Genomic DNA, 21,232 nt, shown 5'->3' with positions numbered 1-21,232 from the left:
GACCCGCCCGGCGCAGCCAGCGCCGACCCGCCCGGCGCAGCCAGTGCCGACCCGCCCAGCGCAGCCAGCGCCGACCCGCCCGGCGCAGCCAGTGCCGACCCGCCCAGCGCAGCCAGCACCGCTCACCCGCCTGCCGCAGCCACTGCCCACTCGCCGGGTGCTGCCAGCGTCCACTCGCCGGGTGCGGCCACTGCTCACCCACCCGGCGCAGCCACTGCTCACCCGCCCGGCGCAGCCTCCGCTTATCCGTCCGGCGCAGCCACCGCTCATCCGCCGGACGCTGCCAGCGTTCACCCGTCCGCCGCTGCTACCGCCCATCCGCCGGGCGTAGCCTCCGCTCACCCGCCCGCCGCTGCCGGCGCCCAAGCGCCGGGCGTAGCCTCGGCCCACCCGCCCGGCGCTGCCAGCGCTCATCCGCCGGGCGCAGCCACTGCTCACCCGCCCAGGGCGGTCAGCGCTCATCCGCCCGCCGCAGCCTCCGCTCACCCGCCGGGCGCAGCCAGCACCGCCCATCCGCCCGGCGCAGCCACTGCTCACCCGCCGGGCGCAGCCAGCACCGCTCACCCGCCTGCCGCAACCAGCGCTGACCCGCCCGGCGCTGTGAGCGCCCATCCGTCCGCCGCTGCTACCGCTCATTCGCCGGGCGTAGCTTCCGCTCACCCGCCCGCCGCTGCCGGCGCCCATCCGCCCGGCGTAGGCACCGCCTACCCGCCGGGCGCAGCCACCGCCGACCCGTCCACCGCAGCCGACCCTGACGCTCCCACCGCAGCCACCGCCCATCCGCCCGCCTCGAAAGCCTGGCAGGCCAGGCCGCAACAGCCCTCCAACCCAGAGCCCAGCACAGCAGCAGAAGGCCCTGCTCCGCAGTGCGCCGATTTGGCAACCCTGAGCCCGGACCACTCCGCTACGCCTGAACCCCCGGCTCGAACGGGTTCGCCAGCCGCTACAAGTCCGGCCCAACGTGACCCTTCCGCCCCGAACCCAGACCTGTGGCAGAACGTGCCGCTGGGCCCGGCACCTGGCCTCGCCGCATTGCCCGCCCTTGTGGATCGTGCGGCGATGGCGGGCGTACGAGTCGAACTCGAGCTACAACACGTTCCCCTTCCCGAAGGAGTGGCTCTCTCCACCTACCGCATCGTTCAGGAGGCCCTGACGAACGTCGTGAAGCACGCCGCTCCTGCGCGCTGCAAGGTTTCGGTATGGGCAGACGAGCACGAAGTGCGGATCGCCGTGTCCGACGACGGCCCCGGTACGCGCGTGCTGCCCGGTGGTCCCGGTCCAGAGGGAGGGCACGGTCTCATCGGTATGCGGGAACGAGTGATGATGTACGGCGGCGACTTCAACGCCGGGCCGCGTCCCGAAGGCGGTTTCGCGGTGTCGGTACGCCTTCCGTACAACCCCGCGAAGAGGTGAGCGTGACCGAGCCATCGCCGACCGATCCCGTGCGTGTCTTGGTCGCTGACGATCAGGCACTACTACGCGGCAGCTTCCGCGTCCTGGTGGACACCGCTCCCGGTCTGCAAGTGGTCGGGGAGGCGGGGACCGGCGCTGAGGCCTGCGAACTGGCGGCCAAAGAACGCCCCAACGTGGTCCTGATGGACGTCCGGATGCCAGAAATGGACGGTATCGAAGCCACTCGCCGGATCTGCCGCTCGCCCGAGACCGCTGACGTTCGCGTTCTCATCCTGACCACGTTCGACCTGGACGCCTACGTATATTCGGCACTGCGCGCGGGCGCGAGCGGATTCCTCCTCAAGGACACCCCGCCCGCCGACCTTCTCACGGCCATCCGCGTGGTCGCGGCGGGCGAGGCCCTGCTCGCGCCCACGGTCACCAGACGCCTGATCGCCGAGTTTGCCCGCCGCCCCGAACCGTCCCGGCAGTTCGCCCGCGAACTCGACGGTGTGACCGAACGAGAACGCGAGGTGCTGACGCTGATAGCCCGCGGACTCTCCAACGCGGAGCTGGCAGAGCACCTGCAGCTGAGCCTGGCCACCGTGAAGACCCACATCGGCCACCTGCTCGCCAAGCTCCAAGCCCGCGACCGCGCCCAGCTCGTCATCATCGCGTACGAGACGGGCCTGGTCCGCCCCCGCTGACCGCCGAACAAGCAAGTCTCCCGCGCCACCAGGGCCGGCCGCGCTCCAACCGCTCATGTAAGCGCCAGCACCCCGCGAAGCTCTCCAAGATGCACCCGGCTACGCAGAACTGCATCCGTTGCGCGTGCCTACCCCCAAATACGCCAGTCACCGCTATTCCCTACGCCTGCGCACCCGAACGCATCGCTGCTTGGTCGTAATCACTGTGCATGGCTACCTATCTGCACCAAGCGGCATTGATTAAGCTGGAATAGTCGGCGGTGCAGATTGTTGTATGTGGCTTTGAGTGCGTCGGTGACTAGTTCAGTGCGTAGGTGGTCAGTGGTCGCCCAGCCGACCACGCGGCGGGAGCCGATGTCGATGACGGTGGCCAGGTAGAGCCAGCCTTCGCCCGACGGGGAGGTAGGTGAGGTCCCCCCGCCGACTACGAAACCGCACTCCCAGGCTGACCACCACACCAAAGGTCTCCGTCAACGCGGACCAAGCTCAGGCGTAGTCCACGCCGGCGTCGCCCCGGCGAACTGCACGGCGACGGAGGTCACGACTACCACTTCGCGATCTGCGGTGCTGGCTGTGCCGGGGTCGTATCACGCAACGCATGGTCGGCCGCAGATTGAATCCTCGGCCCGGCTCGGTCGGCATGGCTGGGTGGTGGAACGAACAGTGTCATGGCTTGCTGCCGCTTGCTGCCCGCCGCTATGAACGCGACCTTGGGCGCTTCCTGGCTTCGCGGCCATGGCCATAGAGCTCATCTGCCACCGCCTCACCGAGTGAGATGTCGGCTAAGTCTGTGCAGTGATTGCCCTCTCCTTTGGTGCTTCGCTGGCTTGGAGACGAGTAGGGAGCCATGCGAAAACCTGTTGATCGTCCGTGGGGGGCAGCGGCACCGTGGTGCGTCCGAGTTGGGAGACGCGCTGATGAGAACGCACGAGATCCGTGCCAGCTACGACCGCGAGACGATCACGGTGTACCAGGCGTATCGTCCGGAGATCGCTGGTCCGGCGGTCGAGCGGGGACGGTTCGTGCCGCCGTTCTCACGTGGCCGCATGACGTGGATCAAGCCGTCGTTCCTGTGGCTGATGGCTCGCAGCAACTGGGCTCGGAAGCCAGGCCAGGAGCGGATCCTGGCCGTACGGATCACCCGGGCCGGCTGGGACGAAGCGCTCGGCCGCGCCGTTCTCACGCATCCTGACCGGCGGGTCTTCCGCAGCAGCGACGAATGGCGCGCCCGGTTCGCCAAGGCGGTCGTCCACGTGCAGTGGGACCCGGAGCGAACGTTGCGGAGGGCCACGCTCGACGCTCGCAGCATCCAGGTCGGCCTCAGCCGTCAGGTGATCGATCGGTATGTGGACGACTGGATCGTCTCCATCGAAGATCGCACACCTCTGGTGCGGAAGATCCATCAGCTCCTCCAGGACGGGTGGGCCACCAAGGCCAAGGCCTTGCTTCCGAACGAACGCGTCTATCCCTTGTCATCCGACATCGCGCGCGGCATCGGTGCCGATCTTCCGTAGTCGCCGGTGCCGATTCCCCTTGGGCCAAGGCTTCAGGGAACGCGAAGATTACGATCGGTCGTTGTGGCTTTCGCCTGCGCCGGTAGGCAGGCGTAGGACGAGCCGGCGGGTGAAGCCTCCGCGTTCCTTCTCCTTGCCGGCTCGTCGGCGTTCTAGCTCGGCCGGGTTGATGCCGTGCGTCGCCGCCAGGGCGTGAATCACCTCCAGCACATCGGCAAGCTCAGCCGGATCTCCGCTGGCCACGTACTCTCCGGCCTCCTCATACAACTTCGCACGCAGTAGTGACTCGTACTCCCTGTCTCGTGCTGTCCGAACGGACGCGCTGCCACCAGCGTTTTGGACGATCTCCGGAATGCGGTCGCGGACCAGCTTCTCTCCGCCGCCGGACTTGCCGCGATGGGGTTGCGCGCAATGACGTCGGTCGAGGGACTGCACCCACTTGACCGCGACCGCGGCGGTCTGCACCAGTTCGGTACGCAGCCGTCCGGGATCGGTCTCCGCAAGTGCCTCGTAGAACTCCTCGGTGAGGATGTGGCGCCATGTCAGCTCGCCCCGAGACCATGCCGCAGCGACCTCACGTTTGGCCTCGTCCGCCCGTTCGCCATATTCAGGCCCGCTTCCGTCGGGGAACTCCTGCACACCCCAGAGGCGGTCTTGAGCATCGCGTTCGGCTGCGACATCGGCCAGCACCGTCTCCAGCGAACCTGCTACGTCCTCGGTCTCCATGACAGTCGAACGTAGCGGCGCCACGCCCTCACCACGCCCAAGCAGCCGACTCTGAGGCCGCGACGTACTCGCTTCCCCGCTGCGCAGGAAGCATCAGGAGGGCAAGCGATCGGGGGTGCAGCCGAGGAGCTCGTGCATGACGGGTGGGAGCTCGTCCCAGAGCCACTCGTTCAACGTGCCCCGGAACCCAGGCGGTGGACCGACGCCGAGGAGGTCGGGTCCCAGCGCGGTGAGCCACACCGGCAGTGGGCCGTCAGTCCACAGCGGCTCCGCGACGCCCCAGTAGGCGGCGAGGTCCTCGCTTGCCAGTGGCAGATTGGCGGAGAGGACTTGCGGTCCCGGGCACCGGGCGATCGGCATTAACGCCTGGGCCGTCGTACGGAGGACGTTGAGTGCGGCCAGGTCGTGGGGGCAGGCGATCCCCGACATCTGCAGCTCCGGCAGACCGAAGCGATGCAGGCCCCGGGTCGTGAACTCCACGCAGGAACAGCCGTCGACGGAGTCGTCGCCGTCCGAGCAGTGGTCGTCCTCCGGAGGGAGCGAGACGCCGAGCCAGCCGTCCGCCAGGGCGAATCGTGGGGTTTCGTACGCGGCCTCCGGAAGGACCTGGAGAGTGTTGATGTCAACGACCACACCGGACACGGCGTCGCCGAGAGCGCGGGCCACGGCACGTGCCACCTGGGCGCCGAAGGGCTGGTCGGAGACCGGCAGCACCGCGTTCACGCCGAGGTGGTGGACCGCCGTGCGGGCCCGCGTCTCGCTCTCCTGATCGTCTCCGTCCGTGACCGTCGCTTTGGCCAGGTCCCAGGGAGAGTCGATCGCCCTGTAGCTGGTGATTCCGAGCCTGGACGTGCCGAGGCGTTCGGCGGCAGCGGCGGCGAACGGCTCGGCGAGCCGATGCCGCATCGCGAGCCGGGCGTCGCCGGGCTCGTCCGCGGTGGCGATCACAAAGCACGTGGTCGTCTTCGCGGGCACGGTGATGGAGATCGTGTCGGACATGACGGGCCTCCTCGGACCTCGGCGGGCTGGCGCGGCATCGTCCAGCCTCGGCCCGGACCGAGCACGACGGAAGTAGAACGGGATTCTGTGGAAAACGTCTGCGACGAAAATGACGGTGACCCGTAAACGATCTTGCGGAGCCTGTCCGTGGAGACTGCCCGGCAGGGTGCGGCTCAGAACGCGCAGGGGAGAGATTTCACGCCATTGATGAAGCTGGCACGCTGCCGGACTGGTTCGGCTGTGGCGTGGATATCGGGCAAGCGCCTGAAGAGTTCGCGTAGGAGGACGGTCACCTCTCGGCGAGCGAGATGGGCTCCCAGGCAGAAGTGCGGCCCTGGCGCCCCGAAACCCAGATGCGGGTTGGGGGAGCGCGTGATGTCGAACGTATGCGGGTCCTTGAAGACGCTCTCATCACGGTTGGCCGAGTTGTAGTAAAGGATGACCCGGTCGCCCGCACGGTACGTGTGGCCGCTCAACGTGTGGTCTTGCGTGAGGGTCCGGCGCATCCAGGTGACGGGTGTCGCGTACCGTACGACCTCCTCGACCGCGCCCGGCAGACGTGTCTCCAGATCCGCCAGCAGCAGAGACCGCTGGCCGGGGTTGTCCGTGAAGAGGGCAAGGGCGTGTGAAAGAGCGTTGCGCGTGGTCTCGTTGCCCGCCACCACCAGGAGACTGAAGAAGCGCCTAAGCTCCAGCTCGGTGAGCGCCTCACCGTCCACGTTGGCATGGAGCAGCGCGGTGATCAGGTCGTCGGCGGGCTCCTCGCGGCGCAGGCGCCCGAGTTCGGTCATCAGGTTGTCCAAGATGGTGAACTTCTCGCCCAGCACCTGCTCGCGGGTCTTGCCGTCGGGGGAGACGTGATCGGGGTCGCCGACGGCGAGAATGGCGTTCGTCGCGTCGATGACGTCGTCGTACGCCGACTCCGGAATGCCCATCAGGGCACAGATGATCTGCAGCGGCATCGGTGTCGCGACATGGGTGACGAAGTCACACGGGCCGCGTTCGACCAGGCCGTCGACAATGCGGGCCGCGAGATCCGACACGTCGTCCGCGAACTTCTGGATCATGCGCGGGGTGAACGAGCGCGACACGATGCGGCGCAGGCGCGCATGGCGCGGATCGTCCAGGCTGATCATGGACCCCGTGTAGTCACGGATCGACGGCGCCGGGTCCACCAGGCTGACCGCGGTCGGTTCCGAGCTGAAGACCTGCGGATGACGGCTGGCCTCGGCCACCTGCTCGTACCGTGTCAGGGCGTAGAACCCGGGCCCGTCCGGGCGCGGGCAGAAGACGGGCTCCTCGGCCGAACGGAGCGAGGCGAACAGCGCGTCGCGGTCTGGCTGTGGCTCGGCCCAGAAATCGAGGTCGGTCAGCTTCGGTTCGACAATGGAGGGCATTGTCCGAGCCTTTCGCAGGAGGCGGCCGCTGCCCACAGGCTAACCCGCCATAGTCCAGGAACGGATCAGGGCCGGGTCCCCAAGGCGATGCCTGGAGTACCCGGCCCTGGACAACGTCTCCGCGTTGTACGGCCTAACCCGTCAACGGGAATTGATGTCGACGTAAGGACGCTCTGTCTTGCCCACGTACACCTGGCGCGGGCGGCCGATCTTGGTGGACGGGTCGCTCATCATCTCGCGCCACTGCGCGATCCACCCGGGGAGCCGGCCGAGCGCGAACAGCACGGTGAACGCGTTGGTCGGGAATCCCATGGCCTTGTAGATCACGCCGGTGTAGAAGTCGACGTTCGGGTAGAGCTTGCGCTCGACGAAGTAGTCGTCGCTGAGCGCGACCTCTTCGAGGCGTACGGCGAGGTCCAGGAGCGGGTCGGGCTTGCCGAGCAGTTCGAGGGCCTTGCGGGTGGCCTTCTTGACCACGGCGGCACGAGGGTCGTAGTTCTTGTAGACCCGGTGTCCGAAGCCCATCAGCTTGACGCCGGGCTCCTTGTTCTTGACGCGGCGTACGAACGACTCGACGTCGTCGCCGTTGGTGTGGATCTGCTCGAGCATCTCCAGGACGGCCTGGTTGGCGCCGCCGTGCAGGGGGCCGAACAGCGCGTCCACACCCGCCGAGATGGACGAGAACAGGTTGGCGTGGCTGGAGCCGACGAGCCGCACGGTCGAGGTGGAGCAGTTCTGCTCGTGGTCGGCGTGCAGGACGAACAGCATGTCGAGGATCCGGACGATCTCGGGGTCGACCTCGTACTTCTCCGTCGGCAGGCCGAACGTCATGCGGAGGAAGTTCTCGACGTAGCCGAGGGAGTTGTCCGGGTAGAGCAGCGGCTGGCCGATCGAGGTCTTGTACGCGTAGGCCGCGATGGTCGGCAGCTTGGCGATCAACCGGATGCTGGACCGTTCGACCTGCTCGGCGTCGAACGGGTCAAGGCTGTCCTGGTAGAAGGTGGACAGCGCGCTCACCGCGGACGACAACACCGCCATCGGGTGCGCCCGGCGCGGGAACGCCGAGAAGAACGCCCGGAACTTCTCGTCCAGCAAGGTGTGCCGGCGGATGTTGTCCGTGAAGTTCTCAAGCTCGGCATGGGTCGGCAAGTCGCCGTGGATCAGCAGGTACGCCACCTCCAGGAAGGAGGACTTCTCGGCCAGCTGGTCGATCGGGTAGCCGCGGTAACGCAGGATCCCGGCGTCACCGTCGATGTACGTGATCGCCGACGTCGTGGAGGCGGTGTTGGTAAAGCCCGGGTCAAGAGTGACATGACCGGTCTCTTTCAGCAGGGCGCCGACTCCCAGGCCGGATGGACCCTCCGTAGCATTCGTCACCTCGAGGGGCAGCCGCCCGCCCGCATGGTTGAGCTCGAAATCCGACATGTGCTCGCTCGCTCCCGACTCCGTCCACACCTGCGTAGACATTCCGCCCTTCATCGTATCCAGGTGATCATATGAGTCTGATCCGGGCCACAGCGGGGTGCCGGGACCGCCGAATGGCGTGCGGAGCCCGCCATGGCGCAGAATGATCACCCTGCGGGGCGCACGGGACCCGCGCCCCGCACCTGTTGACCGCGTCTCCGGAGGATGCTCACCTGGGGACATGGCCGATGCCTTCGCCGCCGAACTGGTCGCCCGCTGCCAGGCGGAGACCGCGGCCGCCACCAGCGAAAACCGCTTCCTGGAGCTGCTGGAGGCGGGTGACGTGCCCCGCGAACGGCTTGCCTGGCTGGCGGGGGAGGAGTTCCGAATCGTCGGTAGCGACCGGCGCAGCTTTTCGCTATTGGCCGCGCGTTATCCCGATCCGCCTGCCGGTGGACTCTTTCTGGCTCTGGCACAAGGCGAAGGAGAGGCTCTGTCATTGCTCCTGGACTTTGCCGCGGCAGTTGGCATGAGTGAGAAAGATCTCAACGCGTACGAGCCGAAACCTCTGGCCCAGGCTTATCCGGCCTACCTCGCCCAGCGTGCGTCGTTCGGCACGGCTTCGGAAGTGGCCTTGGCCATGCTCGCCAACCTGGAGGAGTGGGGAGCCTATTGCGCACGTGCCGCCGAGGCGTTGCGCAGCCGCTATGGGATGGACGAGCAGGCGGTGGGTTTCTTCCGGTTCTTCGCCGAGCCGCCGCCAGGCTTCGCTGAGCAGGCCACAGAGGTGGTCGCCGTCGGCCTGGCCGCTGGGGATCCCCCGGAGGAAGCAGCCCGAGCCGCCCGCATGCTGCACGCGTACGAGGGCTACTTCTGGAACGCTCTGGCCGAAGATTTGGCCTGATATCCCCTTACGTCCAGGGGAGGGCCGATCGTTCCGCCCAGTAGCGTTCCGGCGGGAGGGCTAGCCCGTCCAGCCCCTCACCACCGACCGACACGGTGAGCGCTGCAAGGTTGGAGCGCAACTGCGTCGGACTGACGGCGCCTAGCAGGACCCGGTCCGCCCACCCTTGGCTCAGGACCGCGGCCAAGGCCACCGCGTCGGCGCCGACTCCGTGCAAGTCAGCCAGCTGTTTGATCTCCTCTGGCGGCTGTACGGCGAGCCTGCCGTTCGCCAGCGCCTCCTTGACCAGCACAAGAGCGCCGGCGTCGTGTGCCTGGCGAAGTGCCTCGCCCGCAGATGGTTCCAGGAGATTCCAGGTTGATTGAACGGCGGTGAACACCCGCTGTCCGTGCACCTCAAGCTCGAACGCCCTCCGTACCGTGTCGGCCTGGCGGGGCCCAGACGTCGAGAACCCCACCCGTAGGCCTTCCGCGGTCAAGCCGGCGAGCGCTGCCTGCAACGCCCTGTCGCCGAACAACGGGCTGTCGACGGTCAGCGAATGCACCTGGTAGACGGCGAGGTGCTCACCGAGCAGTCGCCGGGTCTCGCCGTACTGGGCCTCGAAGCGCTCGAGGCTGTGCTCCTTGCGTTCGTGGACCGGAGCGTCCATCCGCCACCCGCCGACGTAGGCGTAGCCCCATTTGCTGGAGACGGTGATGTCCGTGTGGCTGCGCTCGGCAAGCCATTCGCCCAGGAACTCCTCGGCACGTCCGTACGAGCGAGCCGTGTCCACCCACCGGATCTGACTCGCATAGGCCGCATCCAGTACGTCCCAGGTGGCTCGGCGCATCTTGTCCACGGTTCGTTCGGCAGGCAGGTCGGCCGTACGTCCCAGATTGATGTACGCGGGGCGGCCGACCGCTGCCAGTCCGATCGCCAGCCGTTCAACTCCGTTCATGCCCCCAGCCTGGCAGGTCACCGTCCTCACCAAACGATCAAGCCTGGGTTTTCCACAGAACGGGATTCCACTGTTGCGGTCGCGGACGGTGACCGATCCTGTCGTTCGAGTCATCCGTTCATCGACGAAAGGAGCAGGCATGCCCTCCGAGATCATCCCCGCCGGGCGCAGCGAGTACGGGAATCGGGCGTTCGCCACCGCGCTCGGGCTGACCACCTGGCAGATCAGGCTGGCACGGGAGCACGGCATGATCCCCGAGCCCGAGATCGAGGGCCGCGGCTGGTCCGCCGAACAGATCCGGCAATCCGTCGACAAGTCGGAACGGATCCGGGCCACGTTCGGCGATGAGCCGCCGGTCGGAGCGATCAACGCCGCCGCGCGGCTCGCCGAACGGGTGGCGCTCGACGTCGACCGCGCCGACATCGAGATCCTCGTCGCGCGCGGTGAGCTCACCGTGATCGGCCGGTATCGGACCTTCCCGCTCTACCTCCTGCGCGACCTGGACGCCCTCGACCCGCGGACCGTGGCCGAGGTGGTCGCCGCCCGCAAGGGGCCGTTGGCCGACAGTGTCGACACCAAAGGCGCCGCGGCGATCCTCGGCTGGCCGAAGGACCTGTTCAACCGTGTCGCCGCGGAGCGAAGGCTCGCCACCGACCAGCTGGGCCGCTTCGCCCTCTCCGATGTACGCGCGATGGCCGCCGACGACGAGCTTGCGGAACGAGCCCACGAAGAGCGGCGCCGCCTGGAGACGGCCAAGGCCCGACGCACCGAGACCCAGATCGAAGACAGCCTCCGCAGCTGGCTCCTGCGCTGCATGGCCTACGTCGACCGGACCGTCGACGACCCACCCGACACCTACGAGCCAGGCCGCACCCTCCGCGCCCTGATCACAGCCAGGACCAGCCACCAAGCCGCCTGATCCGTGCGTACCGACAGCCCAAGATCTGTCAGCGGCGAGAGGATCGGCGAGTGTACGGAGGCTCCTTTCGGCGCTGGGCCTCGATCGCTGTGTGAAGGCGGTCGCGTGCCTCACTCCGGGACATCGCAGGCAAACGCTGGGGAAGGCGGCCGGCGAGGTTGGAAGGAAGGGCGACCAGGCCGTCTTCGTTCACCGCGGCCTGCTCTGCAGGCCAGTCGCCCAGGAGTACGGCTGAGACTTCGCTCGGCCGTTGGGCGACGAGCCTGCGGATTCGTTCAGACTCGCTTTCGCAGTCGGCGACCAGAAGAAGGCGGCGCGCCGGGGAGTGGCCTGCGCCCTGGCGTATGGCGAGTTCGGTCTCCAGGTAGGCCAGCGCGGCGTCAAGGTTGCCCGGGATGAAGAGCCCGGCGGTGCTCTCGTCGAGCAGCTCATCTTCGGAAAGCCCGAAGAGCGAGATCGCGGCGGAACGAGGAATCACCAGGAGGGCGTCGTCCCCATACTCCTCCAGAGCGGCCAGGGCGAGCACGCGTGCGGTGTCGGACGCTCCCGGCCCGGTCAGGCCGAGTGCGGAGATCGCGAAGGGGTCGATTGCCGGACGGTGACTGAAGTAGGCGTTCCCCCCGGTGGGCGGCGGGAGCGGAGGAGCGAAGAACATCGCACCCGCGAACGCGCAGATCCGGCGACGGAAGGGATAACCCGCCACGGCCATGACCGGGAAGAGCAAGCCAAGCAGTAACAACGGCTGCATGGAGGAGGTCGCTGACTTATCGCTATCAGTCTGCGTAGGTGCCGGCGGAGCCGATGGAGACACGGCGCCGACGGGCGGCTGGGAGGGCGGAGCACTCGAGGTGCGGGGCAAAACGGGACGCGGCCTTGGGCGGTCAGGCGCCAGAAGGCGCCTCGGCCTCGGCTTGGCCGGATTGTCGTCCGTCCGCCTGGCGCGGCTGCGCTCGCGTTCTTCGGCCCTTGGCGAGCCGTGCAGCGACCGCCAGATCTCCCGGCAGAGCTGCCCGGTACGCCGGGCGCCCCACCTCTCAACCTTGCGGCAGATCTCCGGCCGAGGCGGCTCGGCGAGGCGCGGCGACGTCATCACGCTCACTCCGGCCTCCACCGACGTGGCCGACGCCTGCGATGGGATGCCGACGATGACAGTGCCCACCACGGCCGCACAACCGAGCCACCCGCACACGTGGCGGACGGCGTTGACGAGCCTTGGATCTGTCGAACGGTTCATCTTCGCCCCGGGGGGAGTCGCAGCGGTAACCCGTTGAGATGCCGATCGTAGTCAACTCGACTACGGAGCGTTGACAAATGGTCACAGTAGACACCATCACCTACCATCAACCACCCCGATCAAGATCAACTGCCCACCCACGGACGCCACGGTCAGCGACCGCACCACGAAACCGTCCTCAACCCCTCACCCGCCCGCCAACGATCACCACCCCAAAGAGCGGTGCCTCGAACGCGAAATCGAGCGAGCCCGAGCGGCGACGCCGCCACACACATGCTGCTGAACAAACCAACGTCGACAGCTGGACCTGCCCGGGCGATATGGCAACTGGAAAACCCACGTACAGCGTGATCGCCGGCGGACCGCCACCGCCACGTTCGACACTTACCGAGTGCATGTCCGCGCCTACGCGGTCGGCCGTCTGCACCGGATCCTCAACGTCGATTCGACGACCGTCCAGCCACATCAGCCCGGTAGGCAGGCCACGCCGTACCTCGGCATAGGCCAGGCAGTTCGATAGCTGCACGGCCGTAACCGATGCCGCGCACATACTCATCCTCGCCCTAGGCGCGCCAGCCGCCACCTGCGGGTGCTTTGAGTAGCGGCAGCGGCACTCGGCCAGCACAGAGTTGGACCAACCAGCAAGACTCACCTGGCCGTAGATAACCCTTAACACCCACCGCCACCGCCGCGACCACCGCCGCGACCACCGCCGCGACCACCGCCGCGACCACCGCCGCGACCACCGCCGCGACCACCGCCGCGACCACCGCCGCGACGCTGCTGCCGCCACTGCCGCTGCCACCACCGCTGCCACCACCGCTGCCACGCCGCCGCCACGCTGCAGGCGGCGCCACCATGCTGCGCCGCCACCACGTAGTCACCGCCACCAACGCCACCGCCGTCGCCAGCACCAGTGCCGCCGCCGCGACGCTGCAGTCGGCATCACGCTGCAGCCGGCACCACCACGCTGCGCCGCCACCACCACGTTGTCACCGCCCCCAACACCACCACCACCGCCGTCGCCGCTGGCACCACTGCCGCCACTGTCACCGCCGCTGCCGTCACCACGACGCTGCCGTCACCATGACGCTGCCGTCACCATGACGCTGCCGTCACCATGACGCTGCCGTCACCATGACGCTGCCGTCACCATGACGCTGCCGTCACCATGACGCTGCCGTCACCACGACGCTGCCGTCACCACGACGCTGCCGTCACCACGACGCTGCCGTCACCACGACGCTGCCGTCACCACGACGCTGCCGTCACCACGACGCTGCCGTCACCACGACGCTGCCGTCACCACGACGCCGCCGCGACCACCGCCGCGACGCTGCTGCTGCCGCCGCCACTGCCGCCGCCACTGCCGCTGCCACGCTGCAGCTGGCACCACCATGCTGCGCCGCCACCATCACGTTGTCACCGCCTCCAACACCACTGCCGTCGCTGGCGCCGCCGCCGCTGGCACCACTGCCGCCGCCGTCACCGCCGCCGTCACCACGCTGCCGCCGCCGCGAGGCTGCAGCTGGCGCCACCATGCTGCGCCGCCACCATCACGTTGTCACCGCCCCCAACACCACCACCGCCGTCGCCGCCGCCGCTGGCACCACTGCACGCCAACACCAACACCACCGCCGTCGCTGGCACCAGTGCCGCCGCCGTCACCGCCGCCACGACGACGCCATCATCACGCTGCGCCCGCCATCATCACGCTGCGCTCGCCATCATCACGCTGCGCCGCCGCCACCACCACCGTCGCTGGCGCCGCCGCCGCTGGCGCCAGTGCCGCCGCCGCGACGCCGCCGCCGCGACGCTGCCGCCGCGACGCTGCCGCCGCGACGCTGCCGCCGCGACGCTGCCGCGGCGACGCTTCCGTCGCCACGCTGCACCGCCACCAACACCACCGCCGTCGGCGCCATTGCCTTCGTCGGCACTGGCTCCGCCAGCCAACGCCGCTACTGTCGTCTCCTCATCCCGCTGATCGTCCTCGCGGTCCCGCCCGTCCTGGTCAACGCCTACGCGGGCGTCCAGCAGGTCGAGCCGGGCCTGCGCGACGCGGCGGAGGGCATGGGCATGACCGCCCGGCAGGTCATCCTGCGGCTGGAGCTGCCGGTGGCGCTCCTGCTGGGCCTGCGCACGGCCGCGATCCAGATCGTGTCCACCGCCACGCTGGCGGGCTACGTCGGCCTGGGCGGCTTCGGGCGCTACATCGTCGACGGCTACGCCCGCCAGGAGTACGACCGGATGGCGGGCGGAGCCATCCTGGTCGCCGTGCTCGCGGTGCTCATCCAGGTCGTCTTCACGGCGCTGCGCCGCTTCGTCAGGGCATGGCAGGTACTGACAGTTGGACGATTCGCAACCGGATTCCCGGTGGGGTGGCCAACCTCGGCGACGTCCCTATTGCCGGGACTTTTTGGCTTTCGGGTGAGTCGTCTGTGCAAGGCGCTCGCATCGTTTGGAGGCTCCGCCCGGCACCTTTGCCGACGTCGATCAAGGTGCGTCAGTGGTGCTCGTCGTGCCGGCCGAGGGTCTCGACTGGGGTCGCGCCGGGGCGGGTCCACTGCGGCACGGGGCGGCTCGTCGGGCCCCAGGTGGCGTTGCCGTCCGCGTCCGAGCGCCAGAACCAGCACGAGTGGCGTCCCTCGGGCCAGCCCTCGGGCTTGTCCTCCCATGCCTCGCCGCGGCCGTAGGGCGTCATGTCGAGCAGGCCAAGGGATCCGTTGATGGGTTCGTTGCCACGAGCCGTCGTGGAGTAGGTGAGGAAGGTGCGGTCGCCGTCGCGTAGGAAGCAGGTGATGTACCCCATGTCGCCGCCGACCGGCGCTTCCACGTCGCGCACCGAGTACCAGGGCTGGGTGTAGCCCATGAACTCGACGTAGGCGGCCACCTCGTCCCACTGGCCCGTGGTCAGGATGGCGAGCGAGACGCCGCGGGCGTTGAGGTAGGCGGCGTCCTTTAGGTGCCAGGCCGCGGTGGTGCATCCCTCGCACTGGCCCTGGTGTGGCGCGCCGTCGTACCACATGTGCTTGTAGACCACGAGCTCGTCGCGGCTCTGGAACAGGTCCAGGAACGCGACCGGGCCGTCGGGGCCGACTACCTCGACCGTTCCGTCGAACTCCACCATTGGCAATCGGCGGCGAGCTGCTGCGAGGGCGTCACCCTCGCGGGTGTGGGCCTTCTCGCGGACCAGAAGCTCGTCACGGGCGGCCTGCCAAGTGGCCAGGTCAACGATGGGCGGTCGGCCGGGCCGCGCGGTGGCCGAGTCGTCCGGCGTGGTTGCCATGGTGTCCTCCGTGGTGGTGTCCCGGGCCAGGCAGCGTCGTACGACGTCGTACGACACCAGTACAGACTCGCGGCCCGGCCAGAACTCATCGGAGCGGGCACTTCGGACGAGCTTGCACCGACCGTCTTGGGCTGACGGGTTCCCAGACGCGCTTTGAGCTTGCCGTTTATGCTGCCTGCCCGAAGCGGGCGGCCAGGGTGGTCTCGCGTCTGACTGTTTTCCTCACGTCGTGGATGGGTGGTCGGTGTCGGTTTGTGGAGCCGGGTGGCCGTCCGGGGCCGGGCTTGCCGGGTTTTGGTGCACTGGTCAGCGATGGGCACGTCGTTTGGATGTTGCGAAACCCTCTGCGGACGCGGGCGGGGGTGAGCCGGTCTGAGGTGATGGGCCGTTCCCAGGGCCGGCGTAGGTCGGTGGTGAGTGTGCGGGCGAGACGGAGCTGGGTGTGGACGGCGATGATGATCCAGGTCCATCGGTCGGCGGCGTGGGGGCTGCGGATCTTCGGGGCGGTCCAGCCCAGGACCTGCTTGAACAGCCGGAACGTGTGCTCAAGATCGAAACGGCGCAGGAACGCCTGCCAGAGCAGGTCCACATCGGGCGCAGTGGCATCCACGCCGGACCACCAGAGCCAGACCGGCTTGGGGTCGCCTCCGCCGGGCAGGTGGTCGACCTGAAGGACGATCACGGTGCCCTCGATGATGGGCAGGTCGCCCTGGTGCTCCAGCCAGGCGGCGCGGCGGGTGAGGCGGGGGTGCAGCCGGTCCCAGGAGCGGGCGATGGCGGTGCCGTATCGGTCGGTGTCGGTCGTGGTGACGTGGTCGGGCTCGTGCCAAGTGCTGGCGTTGTCGAAGCGGAACACCCTGCCGTGTTTGGGGTAGCGGCCACCATAGGGGTGGGCCCGGTCGAACTCCTCGCGGGAGGGCGCGGGGCAGCACATCACCCGATCTGAGCGCAGCCTGCCCAGCAGCTCGACCGGCAGTTCTGACAGCAGGAACGACAGGCGAGTGGCGTCGTAACCGGCGTCGGCCACGACCAGGATCGGCGGGTCGCCGTCCTTCCACTGTCCGGCCTCGATCAACCGCATGATGACCTCGCGGAGCTGGCCGGCGGTGACGGCGGTGGCGTCGTCTTGAGGATGCAGGCGGAGTACATCCAGCATCGCCGTCCATGACGTACGCCCGGCCTCCAATGCCGCGCCGAAGGAGTACGGCCAGCCCGGGATGAACTGCGACGCGCTGCGTGCCCTGCCATGCACATGGCAGAACAACCGTTCCGGCGAGGTGTCCGCGTCCGGCCGCAGCCACGGACTGACGTCCACCGCCAGCACGATCCGCCCGTTGGCCGCCCGCGGCAGCGGCAGCCTCGCCAGTGTCCACCGCAGCCGGGCCACGTCCAGGCAGCCGCGGTTCAACCCGTCATACAACGCGCCATGACCGCGCCGATGCTCGGGCGCCAACGTCAGATCCACCAGCGTCTTGACCGGCCCGTTGGTGCACAACACCGCGTCCGCGAGTTCGAACAGCTCATCGGCCCGCGCGGTCAGGCAGTTGTGGAACCGCGAACCGAACCCGGCCAGCACCTCCAGGTCAGCGATGCCGGTCCCGGACGTCTCCTGCGCGGGCGTCACACCCGCGGTCATGCTCAACGACACGGCCATCGCCTCCGCTTCGCTGATCTGTCCAGATCTCGAAGATGAGGCGATGGCCGCTGCACGTCACGGCGACACACCGTACATAAACCGCCACAGTCCCACTACCCCATGTCGTCGAGACAGCGTTCGCGTTCACGCGGTCGGCCACGAGAGGATCATTGTGGAAGACAGAGCTGTCGAAGGAGCCCGGGGTGTCTGGTCAAACGGCGACGATCGCAGCGCGCTGCGGGTGCGGCGGCCTGGCAAGACGGCAGGTGAACCAATTCTCCATCGCAATGAGCTGTGGTGGGATTCGGAGTTCTCTTGCGCGTCCTGCGGCGCCTACATGTGTGAAGATTCGGGTCCGGGCCCGGCGCCTGATCACGTTCGGGAGGCTCTGCTCACTGCACACGGACCGGCAAGGCTGCGGCTGGCCGGTCCGGTTCCCAGTCTCGTGCCTGCGTTGAAGGTCGTCCGGGAAATCTCGGCGACCACACTGTCGCGGGCTCGTGAGCTGGTTGAGGAGCTGAGCCATGAAGGCCTGACAGGGACGCTGCCGGAAATGGAGTTCCTGAAGGCCCGACTGCAACTTCGCGGAGTCCCCGTCAACCTCGATCGGTAGCTCGTCCCGCAGCGAACCCAGGAGCCAGCGCCGGAAGCGGGTTAAACGGCAAGTTGAGTCGGAGTTCTCTACTGTTTGATTGCTGTTGGGGGTGATTTGCGGTGAGTGGCGATGGTGGTGCTGACGAGGCGTCTGAAGGCGAGATGCGCATCACGATGCTGCAGGGATGCGTGGGTCGTCTCATCCTGAAAAGCCCTGTCCTATGGGCTCATCGCGCAACAGGCTTCTTCGACGTCAGCGGTCAGCAACCACTCCCGATTTTCACGCCTGCCGGGCGTTCCGTCAGTGCATTTGCGACCGTCTCATTGCGGGACGCCATGGAGGTCCCTGCCGGATTTCTGGGTGTCCGCTAGTGCTCACGCAATTGGGTGTTTGTTGTGAGTGGGTGTCTGGGGTCAGGCTGGTCGTCGGGGCTCAGCGGGGCGGCCGACTTGGCTGGAGGTCATCTCCTGGATGAACGCACCCACCTGAGCGATCGCGGGACGGGCTTCCGGGATCAAGGCGGAGAAGGCTTGGAAGACATGGATCTGGCCTTCCCAGATCTGGAGGCGGCACGGCACTCCCGCACGTTCCATCGCCTCGGCCATCCGCTCGGCGTCGCAGCGCAGCACCTCGATCGAGCCGCACTGGATCAGTGCGGGAGGGAGCAGTGAGAGATCACTGGTCAGCGGGGACAGCGCCGGGTCCGGTGGAACCGCGCCTTCGACGGCAAGCGCGGCCAGCTTGGCCAATTCGTCGGCGACGATGAACGGGTCCAGGCTCGCGTTCACGTGAGCGATCTTGGCCGTGCATTCGAGATCCAGCCATGGAGAGAGGCCGACCACGGCCGCGGGCTTGGGCAGGCCGTGTTCGACGGCTCGTAGGGTCGCGGCAAAGGCGAGGAAGCCGCCGGCCGAGTCGCCTGCGATCACCACATCCTCGGGAGCGTGGCCACGGGCGAGGAGTAGGCGGTACGCGGTGACGCAATCGGCGATTGAGCCGGACACCGGCACATCCGGCAGCTGGCGATAGGCGACCGAGAGAACCGGCATGCGGGCTGCCGCGGATATCTGCGCGACCAGGCGGCGGTGCGTGGCCAACCCGCAGCAGATGAAGCCTCCGCCGTGGAAATAGAGGACCGCGCGCCCGTCGGTGCGAACTCTTGGTGCCGTCACCCACTCGCCACGGAATCCATCGAACTGCGCTCGGCGCAGTCGTACGCCACGAGGCACCGGAGCCAGAGCCGCCAGTCGTTCCAGATTCGCCAGCCGGTGGATGGCTCGTTCGTCTATCCCGCGTTCGCCGGTCATGCGCGGCCGCAATCTCCGATGCATGAACTCTGCGGTGCGCCGGGCCCGTCGGCTCGTGAGTTGGGCCGCGTCCACCCTGTCGATCACCGTGCTTCCTTCCCGTTCCACGGCTCATCTCGGAGCCGGTTGTGCGCGCGCCCACATCGACGTACGAGCAAAGATCCTCGCCCTGCAATACCGTCCATTGCACGCATCGGCTGAGTCGATCCGTCATTGAGGGGGTGTTCGCGCAGAGACCGGTAACGCAAATCTTGGGCGCGGCCATCTTGTGCGACGCAAGTGCCGGAAGGGCGCGGGAAGTTTTTTTGGGGGGAGGGCTTTAAGGGGTCTTCCCGGGTTGCTGGCGGGAATGGAGCGGCACAGCTGCGTCAGAGCCCGCCAAGCTTGAGCATTGGCTGCGCTACTCCCGGTTTGGCGCTACGGCTCGCCGATCCGGCTTGGTGGGCTTCGTGGGCGTGCTGCACGGAATCCGTGCCGGTGCTGGTGGGTGCGCTGCGGTAGTACGGATGTGCTGGGCGGCGGTGTTTATGAGGGCATGGAGTGTTGGTGTGACTTGATGAGGTTTTTCGTTCGTGATGGCTGGATTCTGTGGCGGTGTTGATGTGTGAAGGTAGGTCACTGCTGGCTGGGTGGCAGTGTTGGTGACGGTACGGGTCGACGATGCGATCGGTGACATCAGCCTTGGCTGGGGGCGCGTGGTTGCGGAGCGTTGGTATTGCCTGGCGTCGGTCGTGGGGGAGGGGCGCGGCTGATGTTGATCCGTCGGCTGGATGCCTTCTGGGACGCTGCTTGGGAACGGTGGGATGGTTCGAGGGATATGGATTTCCTTGCGGAGATGATGCGGAGCAGGAGGTTGTGTTGGGTGAGGATGCGTTTGTGATTCGCCCAATCGGGCGCGTCGAGTCCGCGCTGGTGGATATGGCTGCGGCTCCCAAGCAAGGGGATGAGGGCGCTCCGGAGGCCTGGCTGGTCTTCGAACCCGAGGTCGGTGAGGGATTGCATGATCTCCAGGTCGGGGCCGAGGTCTTGGTTGTCACCTGGCTTGATCGGGCGCGGCGCGATGTGCTGGCCGTTCATCCTCGTGACGACCCGGCCCGGCCGATCACCGGGGTCTTTGGCACGCGTTCGGCGGACAGGCCGAATCCGGTCGGGCTGCATCGGGTCACGATCGTGGCGATCGACGGTGTGCGGGTGCGTGTTCAAGCACTTGAGGCGTTGAACGGAACGCCCGTCGTCGATCTGAAACCCGTCCTGGGGCCGGTCGACGAGCGTTGAGCAGACCTTGATCGTTCCTTGCCGGATGCCGTAAGCATGACCGATGCCGTTCACCATGAGCCACTCGGCGGCCGTCATCCCTCTCGCACGCGGTCCGTTGGTGCCATCGGCGCTGGTGGTCGGATCGATGGTCCCCGACGTCCCGTACTTCCTTGGTATGGCAGCGCTTCGCGGCGCGACGCATGTCCCGGTGGGGCTGGTGACCATTGACCTCGCACTCGGCATCATCGTGTTCGTCGCTTTCCATGTGATGTGGAAGCGCCCGTTGCTCGCGCTGACTCCTGGGTGGGCGCACGCGCGACTCGCCGGGCCTGCGCACGGCTTCCGCCGTTCCATGATCAAGTGGGTGCCGCTGTCCATCGTGGTCGGTGCGGCGACGCATCTCCTGTGGGATGCCTTCACCCATGAACACCACAGCTTCGCCGGCGCGCTGCCATGGCTGCTCACGACCTCGTGGGGAGGGCTCGCACTCAACCGCTGGCTGCAGTATGCGAGTGGCGTGCTCGGAGCGGTGGCGGTTATGTGGTGGCTGGCCCGCTGGATCCGCACGGCGCCCATCATGGAGAACGCGCCTGAACGGTTGCCTGGCCGGGTGGCGTGGACGGTGGTCGGGGCGTTGACGCTCTCGACCTGCGGCGGGGCGCTGCTGGGCGCGGTCACTCTGATCAATCAACCGGACGTTCCGCGTACGTTCCATATGACCCTCGTCAGCGGTGTCGAAGGCGGTATCGCTGGTTTCGGTTTGTCTCTGACTCTGTACGGCCTTGTTTGGACCTTGGCGACACGCCGAAGGAATCTCTCCCGCGTGCTGGCGGGGCGAGCTGACGAATGAGCTGGGTCGGGTCATGGGGCGGTCTGTTCTGTGATTTGGCTGGGTTGCGTCCACGGAGATGGTGTACGAGTTTGACCAGGCCAGAGGGCGTGGCGTCGTGAAGTAGGACGGCCACCGCGTGATCCTTCGAATCGACCAAGATCTCGAAGGAAAGGAAACGCGATGGCC

Annotated in this window: 19 protein-coding genes and 3 pseudogenes; 10 read left to right on the top strand and 12 right to left on the bottom strand. The window is 67.7% G+C overall.

Going from position 1 to position 21,232, the window contains the following annotated elements:
- The coding region (locus ABD333_RS46930; RefSeq protein ID WP_344549424.1) for a hypothetical protein at positions 1-202 on the bottom strand (202 nt) is incomplete at its 3' end.
- 857 nt (positions 203-1,059) lie between these two features.
- On the opposite strand from ABD333_RS46930, the gene ABD333_RS46925 reads away from it, so the two are divergent.
- Positions 1,060-1,413, top strand: coding sequence for a sensor histidine kinase (locus tag ABD333_RS46925; RefSeq protein ID WP_344549423.1), 354 nt, complete (start codon positions 1,060-1,062; stop codon positions 1,411-1,413).
- A 29-nt stretch (positions 1,414-1,442) separates the two neighbouring features.
- Positions 1,443-2,099, top strand: a complete 657-nt coding sequence (locus ABD333_RS46920) for a response regulator (RefSeq protein ID WP_344549426.1) — start codon at positions 1,443-1,445, stop codon at positions 2,097-2,099.
- Between the two features lie 281 nt (positions 2,100-2,380).
- Here ABD333_RS46920 and ABD333_RS46915 read toward each other — a convergent pair.
- Positions 2,381-2,516, bottom strand: a pseudogene (locus ABD333_RS46915) (DDE-type integrase/transposase/recombinase); the annotation flags it as partial.
- A gap of 71 nt (positions 2,517-2,587) precedes the next feature.
- On the opposite strand from ABD333_RS46915, the pseudogene ABD333_RS47805 reads away from it, so the two are divergent.
- Both ABD333_RS47805 and ABD333_RS46910 read left to right on the top strand, forming a co-directional pair.
- Positions 2,588-2,873: pseudogene (locus tag ABD333_RS47805) on the top strand (IS5/IS1182 family transposase); the annotation flags it as partial.
- A gap of 143 nt (positions 2,874-3,016) precedes the next feature.
- Positions 3,017-3,613, top strand: coding sequence for a DUF4291 domain-containing protein (locus tag ABD333_RS46910; RefSeq protein ID WP_344549422.1), 597 nt, complete (start codon positions 3,017-3,019; stop codon positions 3,611-3,613).
- A gap of 48 nt (positions 3,614-3,661) precedes the next feature.
- Here ABD333_RS46910 and ABD333_RS46905 read toward each other — a convergent pair whose 3' ends face one another.
- The 4 genes from ABD333_RS46905 to ABD333_RS46890 all read right to left on the bottom strand — a co-directional run bounded on the left by ABD333_RS46905 (position 3,662) and on the right by ABD333_RS46890 (position 8,160).
- Entirely contained in the window at positions 3,662-4,339 is a 678-nt protein-coding gene (locus ABD333_RS46905) for a nucleoside triphosphate pyrophosphohydrolase (RefSeq protein WP_344549421.1), read from the bottom strand.
- 93 nt (positions 4,340-4,432) lie between these two features.
- Complete coding sequence (locus ABD333_RS46900) at positions 4,433-5,338, bottom strand: hypothetical protein (protein ID WP_344549420.1); 906 nt, start codon at positions 5,336-5,338, stop codon at positions 4,433-4,435.
- A 173-nt stretch (positions 5,339-5,511) separates the two neighbouring features.
- The gene (locus ABD333_RS46895) at positions 5,512-6,735 is read right to left on the bottom strand and encodes a cytochrome P450 (RefSeq protein ID WP_344549419.1); all 1,224 of its coding nucleotides are present in this window, start codon (positions 6,733-6,735) and stop codon (positions 5,512-5,514) included.
- A gap of 141 nt (positions 6,736-6,876) precedes the next feature.
- The gene (locus tag ABD333_RS46890) at positions 6,877-8,160 is read right to left on the bottom strand and encodes a citrate synthase (RefSeq protein ID WP_344549425.1); all 1,284 of its coding nucleotides are present in this window, start codon (positions 8,158-8,160) and stop codon (positions 6,877-6,879) included.
- 220 nt (positions 8,161-8,380) lie between these two features.
- Here ABD333_RS46890 and ABD333_RS46885 point away from each other — a divergent pair, with 220 nt between their 5' ends.
- Positions 8,381-9,043 carry a thiaminase II/PqqC family protein gene (locus ABD333_RS46885; protein ID WP_344549418.1) on the top strand — a complete coding sequence of 221 codons (663 nt, stop codon included), beginning with the start codon at positions 8,381-8,383 and terminating at the stop codon, positions 9,041-9,043.
- Between the two features lie 7 nt (positions 9,044-9,050).
- Here ABD333_RS46885 and ABD333_RS46880 read toward each other — a convergent pair whose 3' ends face one another.
- On the bottom strand, positions 9,051-9,980 hold the full coding sequence (locus tag ABD333_RS46880) for an aldo/keto reductase (protein ID WP_344549417.1): 930 nt from the start codon (positions 9,978-9,980) through the stop codon (positions 9,051-9,053).
- Positions 9,981-10,119: 139 nt separating this feature from the next.
- Between ABD333_RS46880 and ABD333_RS46875 the strand changes: the two genes are divergently transcribed.
- Positions 10,120-10,899 (top strand): hypothetical protein, encoded by a 780-nt coding sequence (locus ABD333_RS46875; protein WP_344549416.1) that lies wholly within the window; start codon positions 10,120-10,122, stop codon positions 10,897-10,899.
- A gap of 28 nt (positions 10,900-10,927) precedes the next feature.
- Here ABD333_RS46875 and ABD333_RS46870 read toward each other — a convergent pair whose 3' ends face one another.
- Positions 10,928-11,623 carry a hypothetical protein gene (locus ABD333_RS46870; protein ID WP_344549415.1) on the bottom strand — a complete coding sequence of 232 codons (696 nt, stop codon included), beginning with the start codon at positions 11,621-11,623 and terminating at the stop codon, positions 10,928-10,930.
- Positions 11,624-13,823: 2,200 nt separating this feature from the next.
- Positions 13,824-14,018, bottom strand: a complete 195-nt coding sequence (locus ABD333_RS46865; RefSeq protein ID WP_344549427.1) for a hypothetical protein — start codon at positions 14,016-14,018, stop codon at positions 13,824-13,826.
- On the opposite strand from ABD333_RS46865, the pseudogene ABD333_RS46860 reads away from it, so the two are divergent.
- Positions 13,964-14,398 (top strand): annotated as a pseudogene (locus tag ABD333_RS46860) (ABC transporter permease); the annotation flags it as partial. The gene ABD333_RS46865 and the pseudogene ABD333_RS46860 overlap by 55 nt on opposite strands.
- Before the next feature lie 238 nt (positions 14,399-14,636).
- Here the strand turns inward: ABD333_RS46860 and ABD333_RS46855 are convergent.
- Together ABD333_RS46855 and ABD333_RS46850 are read right to left on the bottom strand one after the other, a co-directional pair.
- Entirely contained in the window at positions 14,637-15,419 is a 783-nt protein-coding gene (locus tag ABD333_RS46855; protein WP_344549414.1) for a DUF899 domain-containing protein, read from the bottom strand.
- Between the two features lie 166 nt (positions 15,420-15,585).
- Positions 15,586-17,073 carry an NF041680 family putative transposase gene (locus tag ABD333_RS46850; protein WP_344549413.1) on the bottom strand — a complete coding sequence of 496 codons (1,488 nt, stop codon included), beginning with the start codon at positions 17,071-17,073 and terminating at the stop codon, positions 15,586-15,588.
- Between ABD333_RS46850 and ABD333_RS46845 the strand changes: the two genes are divergently transcribed.
- Complete coding sequence (locus ABD333_RS46845; protein WP_344549412.1) at positions 17,054-17,668, top strand: hypothetical protein; 615 nt, start codon at positions 17,054-17,056, stop codon at positions 17,666-17,668. The two genes, ABD333_RS46850 and ABD333_RS46845, sit on opposite strands and share 20 nt — an antisense overlap.
- Before the next feature lie 395 nt (positions 17,669-18,063).
- Here the strand turns inward: ABD333_RS46845 and ABD333_RS46840 are convergent, their stop codons facing one another.
- The gene (locus ABD333_RS46840) at positions 18,064-19,044 is read right to left on the bottom strand and encodes an alpha/beta hydrolase (RefSeq protein WP_344549411.1); all 981 of its coding nucleotides are present in this window, start codon (positions 19,042-19,044) and stop codon (positions 18,064-18,066) included.
- 771 nt (positions 19,045-19,815) lie between these two features.
- Here ABD333_RS46840 and tsaA point away from each other — a divergent pair.
- The gene (tsaA, locus tag ABD333_RS46835) at positions 19,816-20,232 is read left to right on the top strand and encodes a tRNA (N6-threonylcarbamoyladenosine(37)-N6)-methyltransferase TrmO (RefSeq protein WP_344549410.1); all 417 of its coding nucleotides are present in this window, start codon (positions 19,816-19,818) and stop codon (positions 20,230-20,232) included.
- 43 nt (positions 20,233-20,275) lie between these two features.
- Positions 20,276-21,064 carry a DUF4184 family protein gene (locus ABD333_RS46830; RefSeq protein ID WP_344549409.1) on the top strand — a complete coding sequence of 263 codons (789 nt, stop codon included), beginning with the start codon at positions 20,276-20,278 and terminating at the stop codon, positions 21,062-21,064.
- The last annotated feature ends 168 nt before the right edge of the window (positions 21,065-21,232 follow it).

The sequence above is a fragment of the Actinomadura fulvescens genome, from assembly GCF_039533225.1.
In the GTDB taxonomy this organism is placed as follows: Bacteria; Actinomycetota; Actinomycetes; order Streptosporangiales; family Streptosporangiaceae; genus Spirillospora; species Spirillospora fulvescens.
This window is presented reverse-complemented; position numbering and strand designations above follow the sequence as displayed.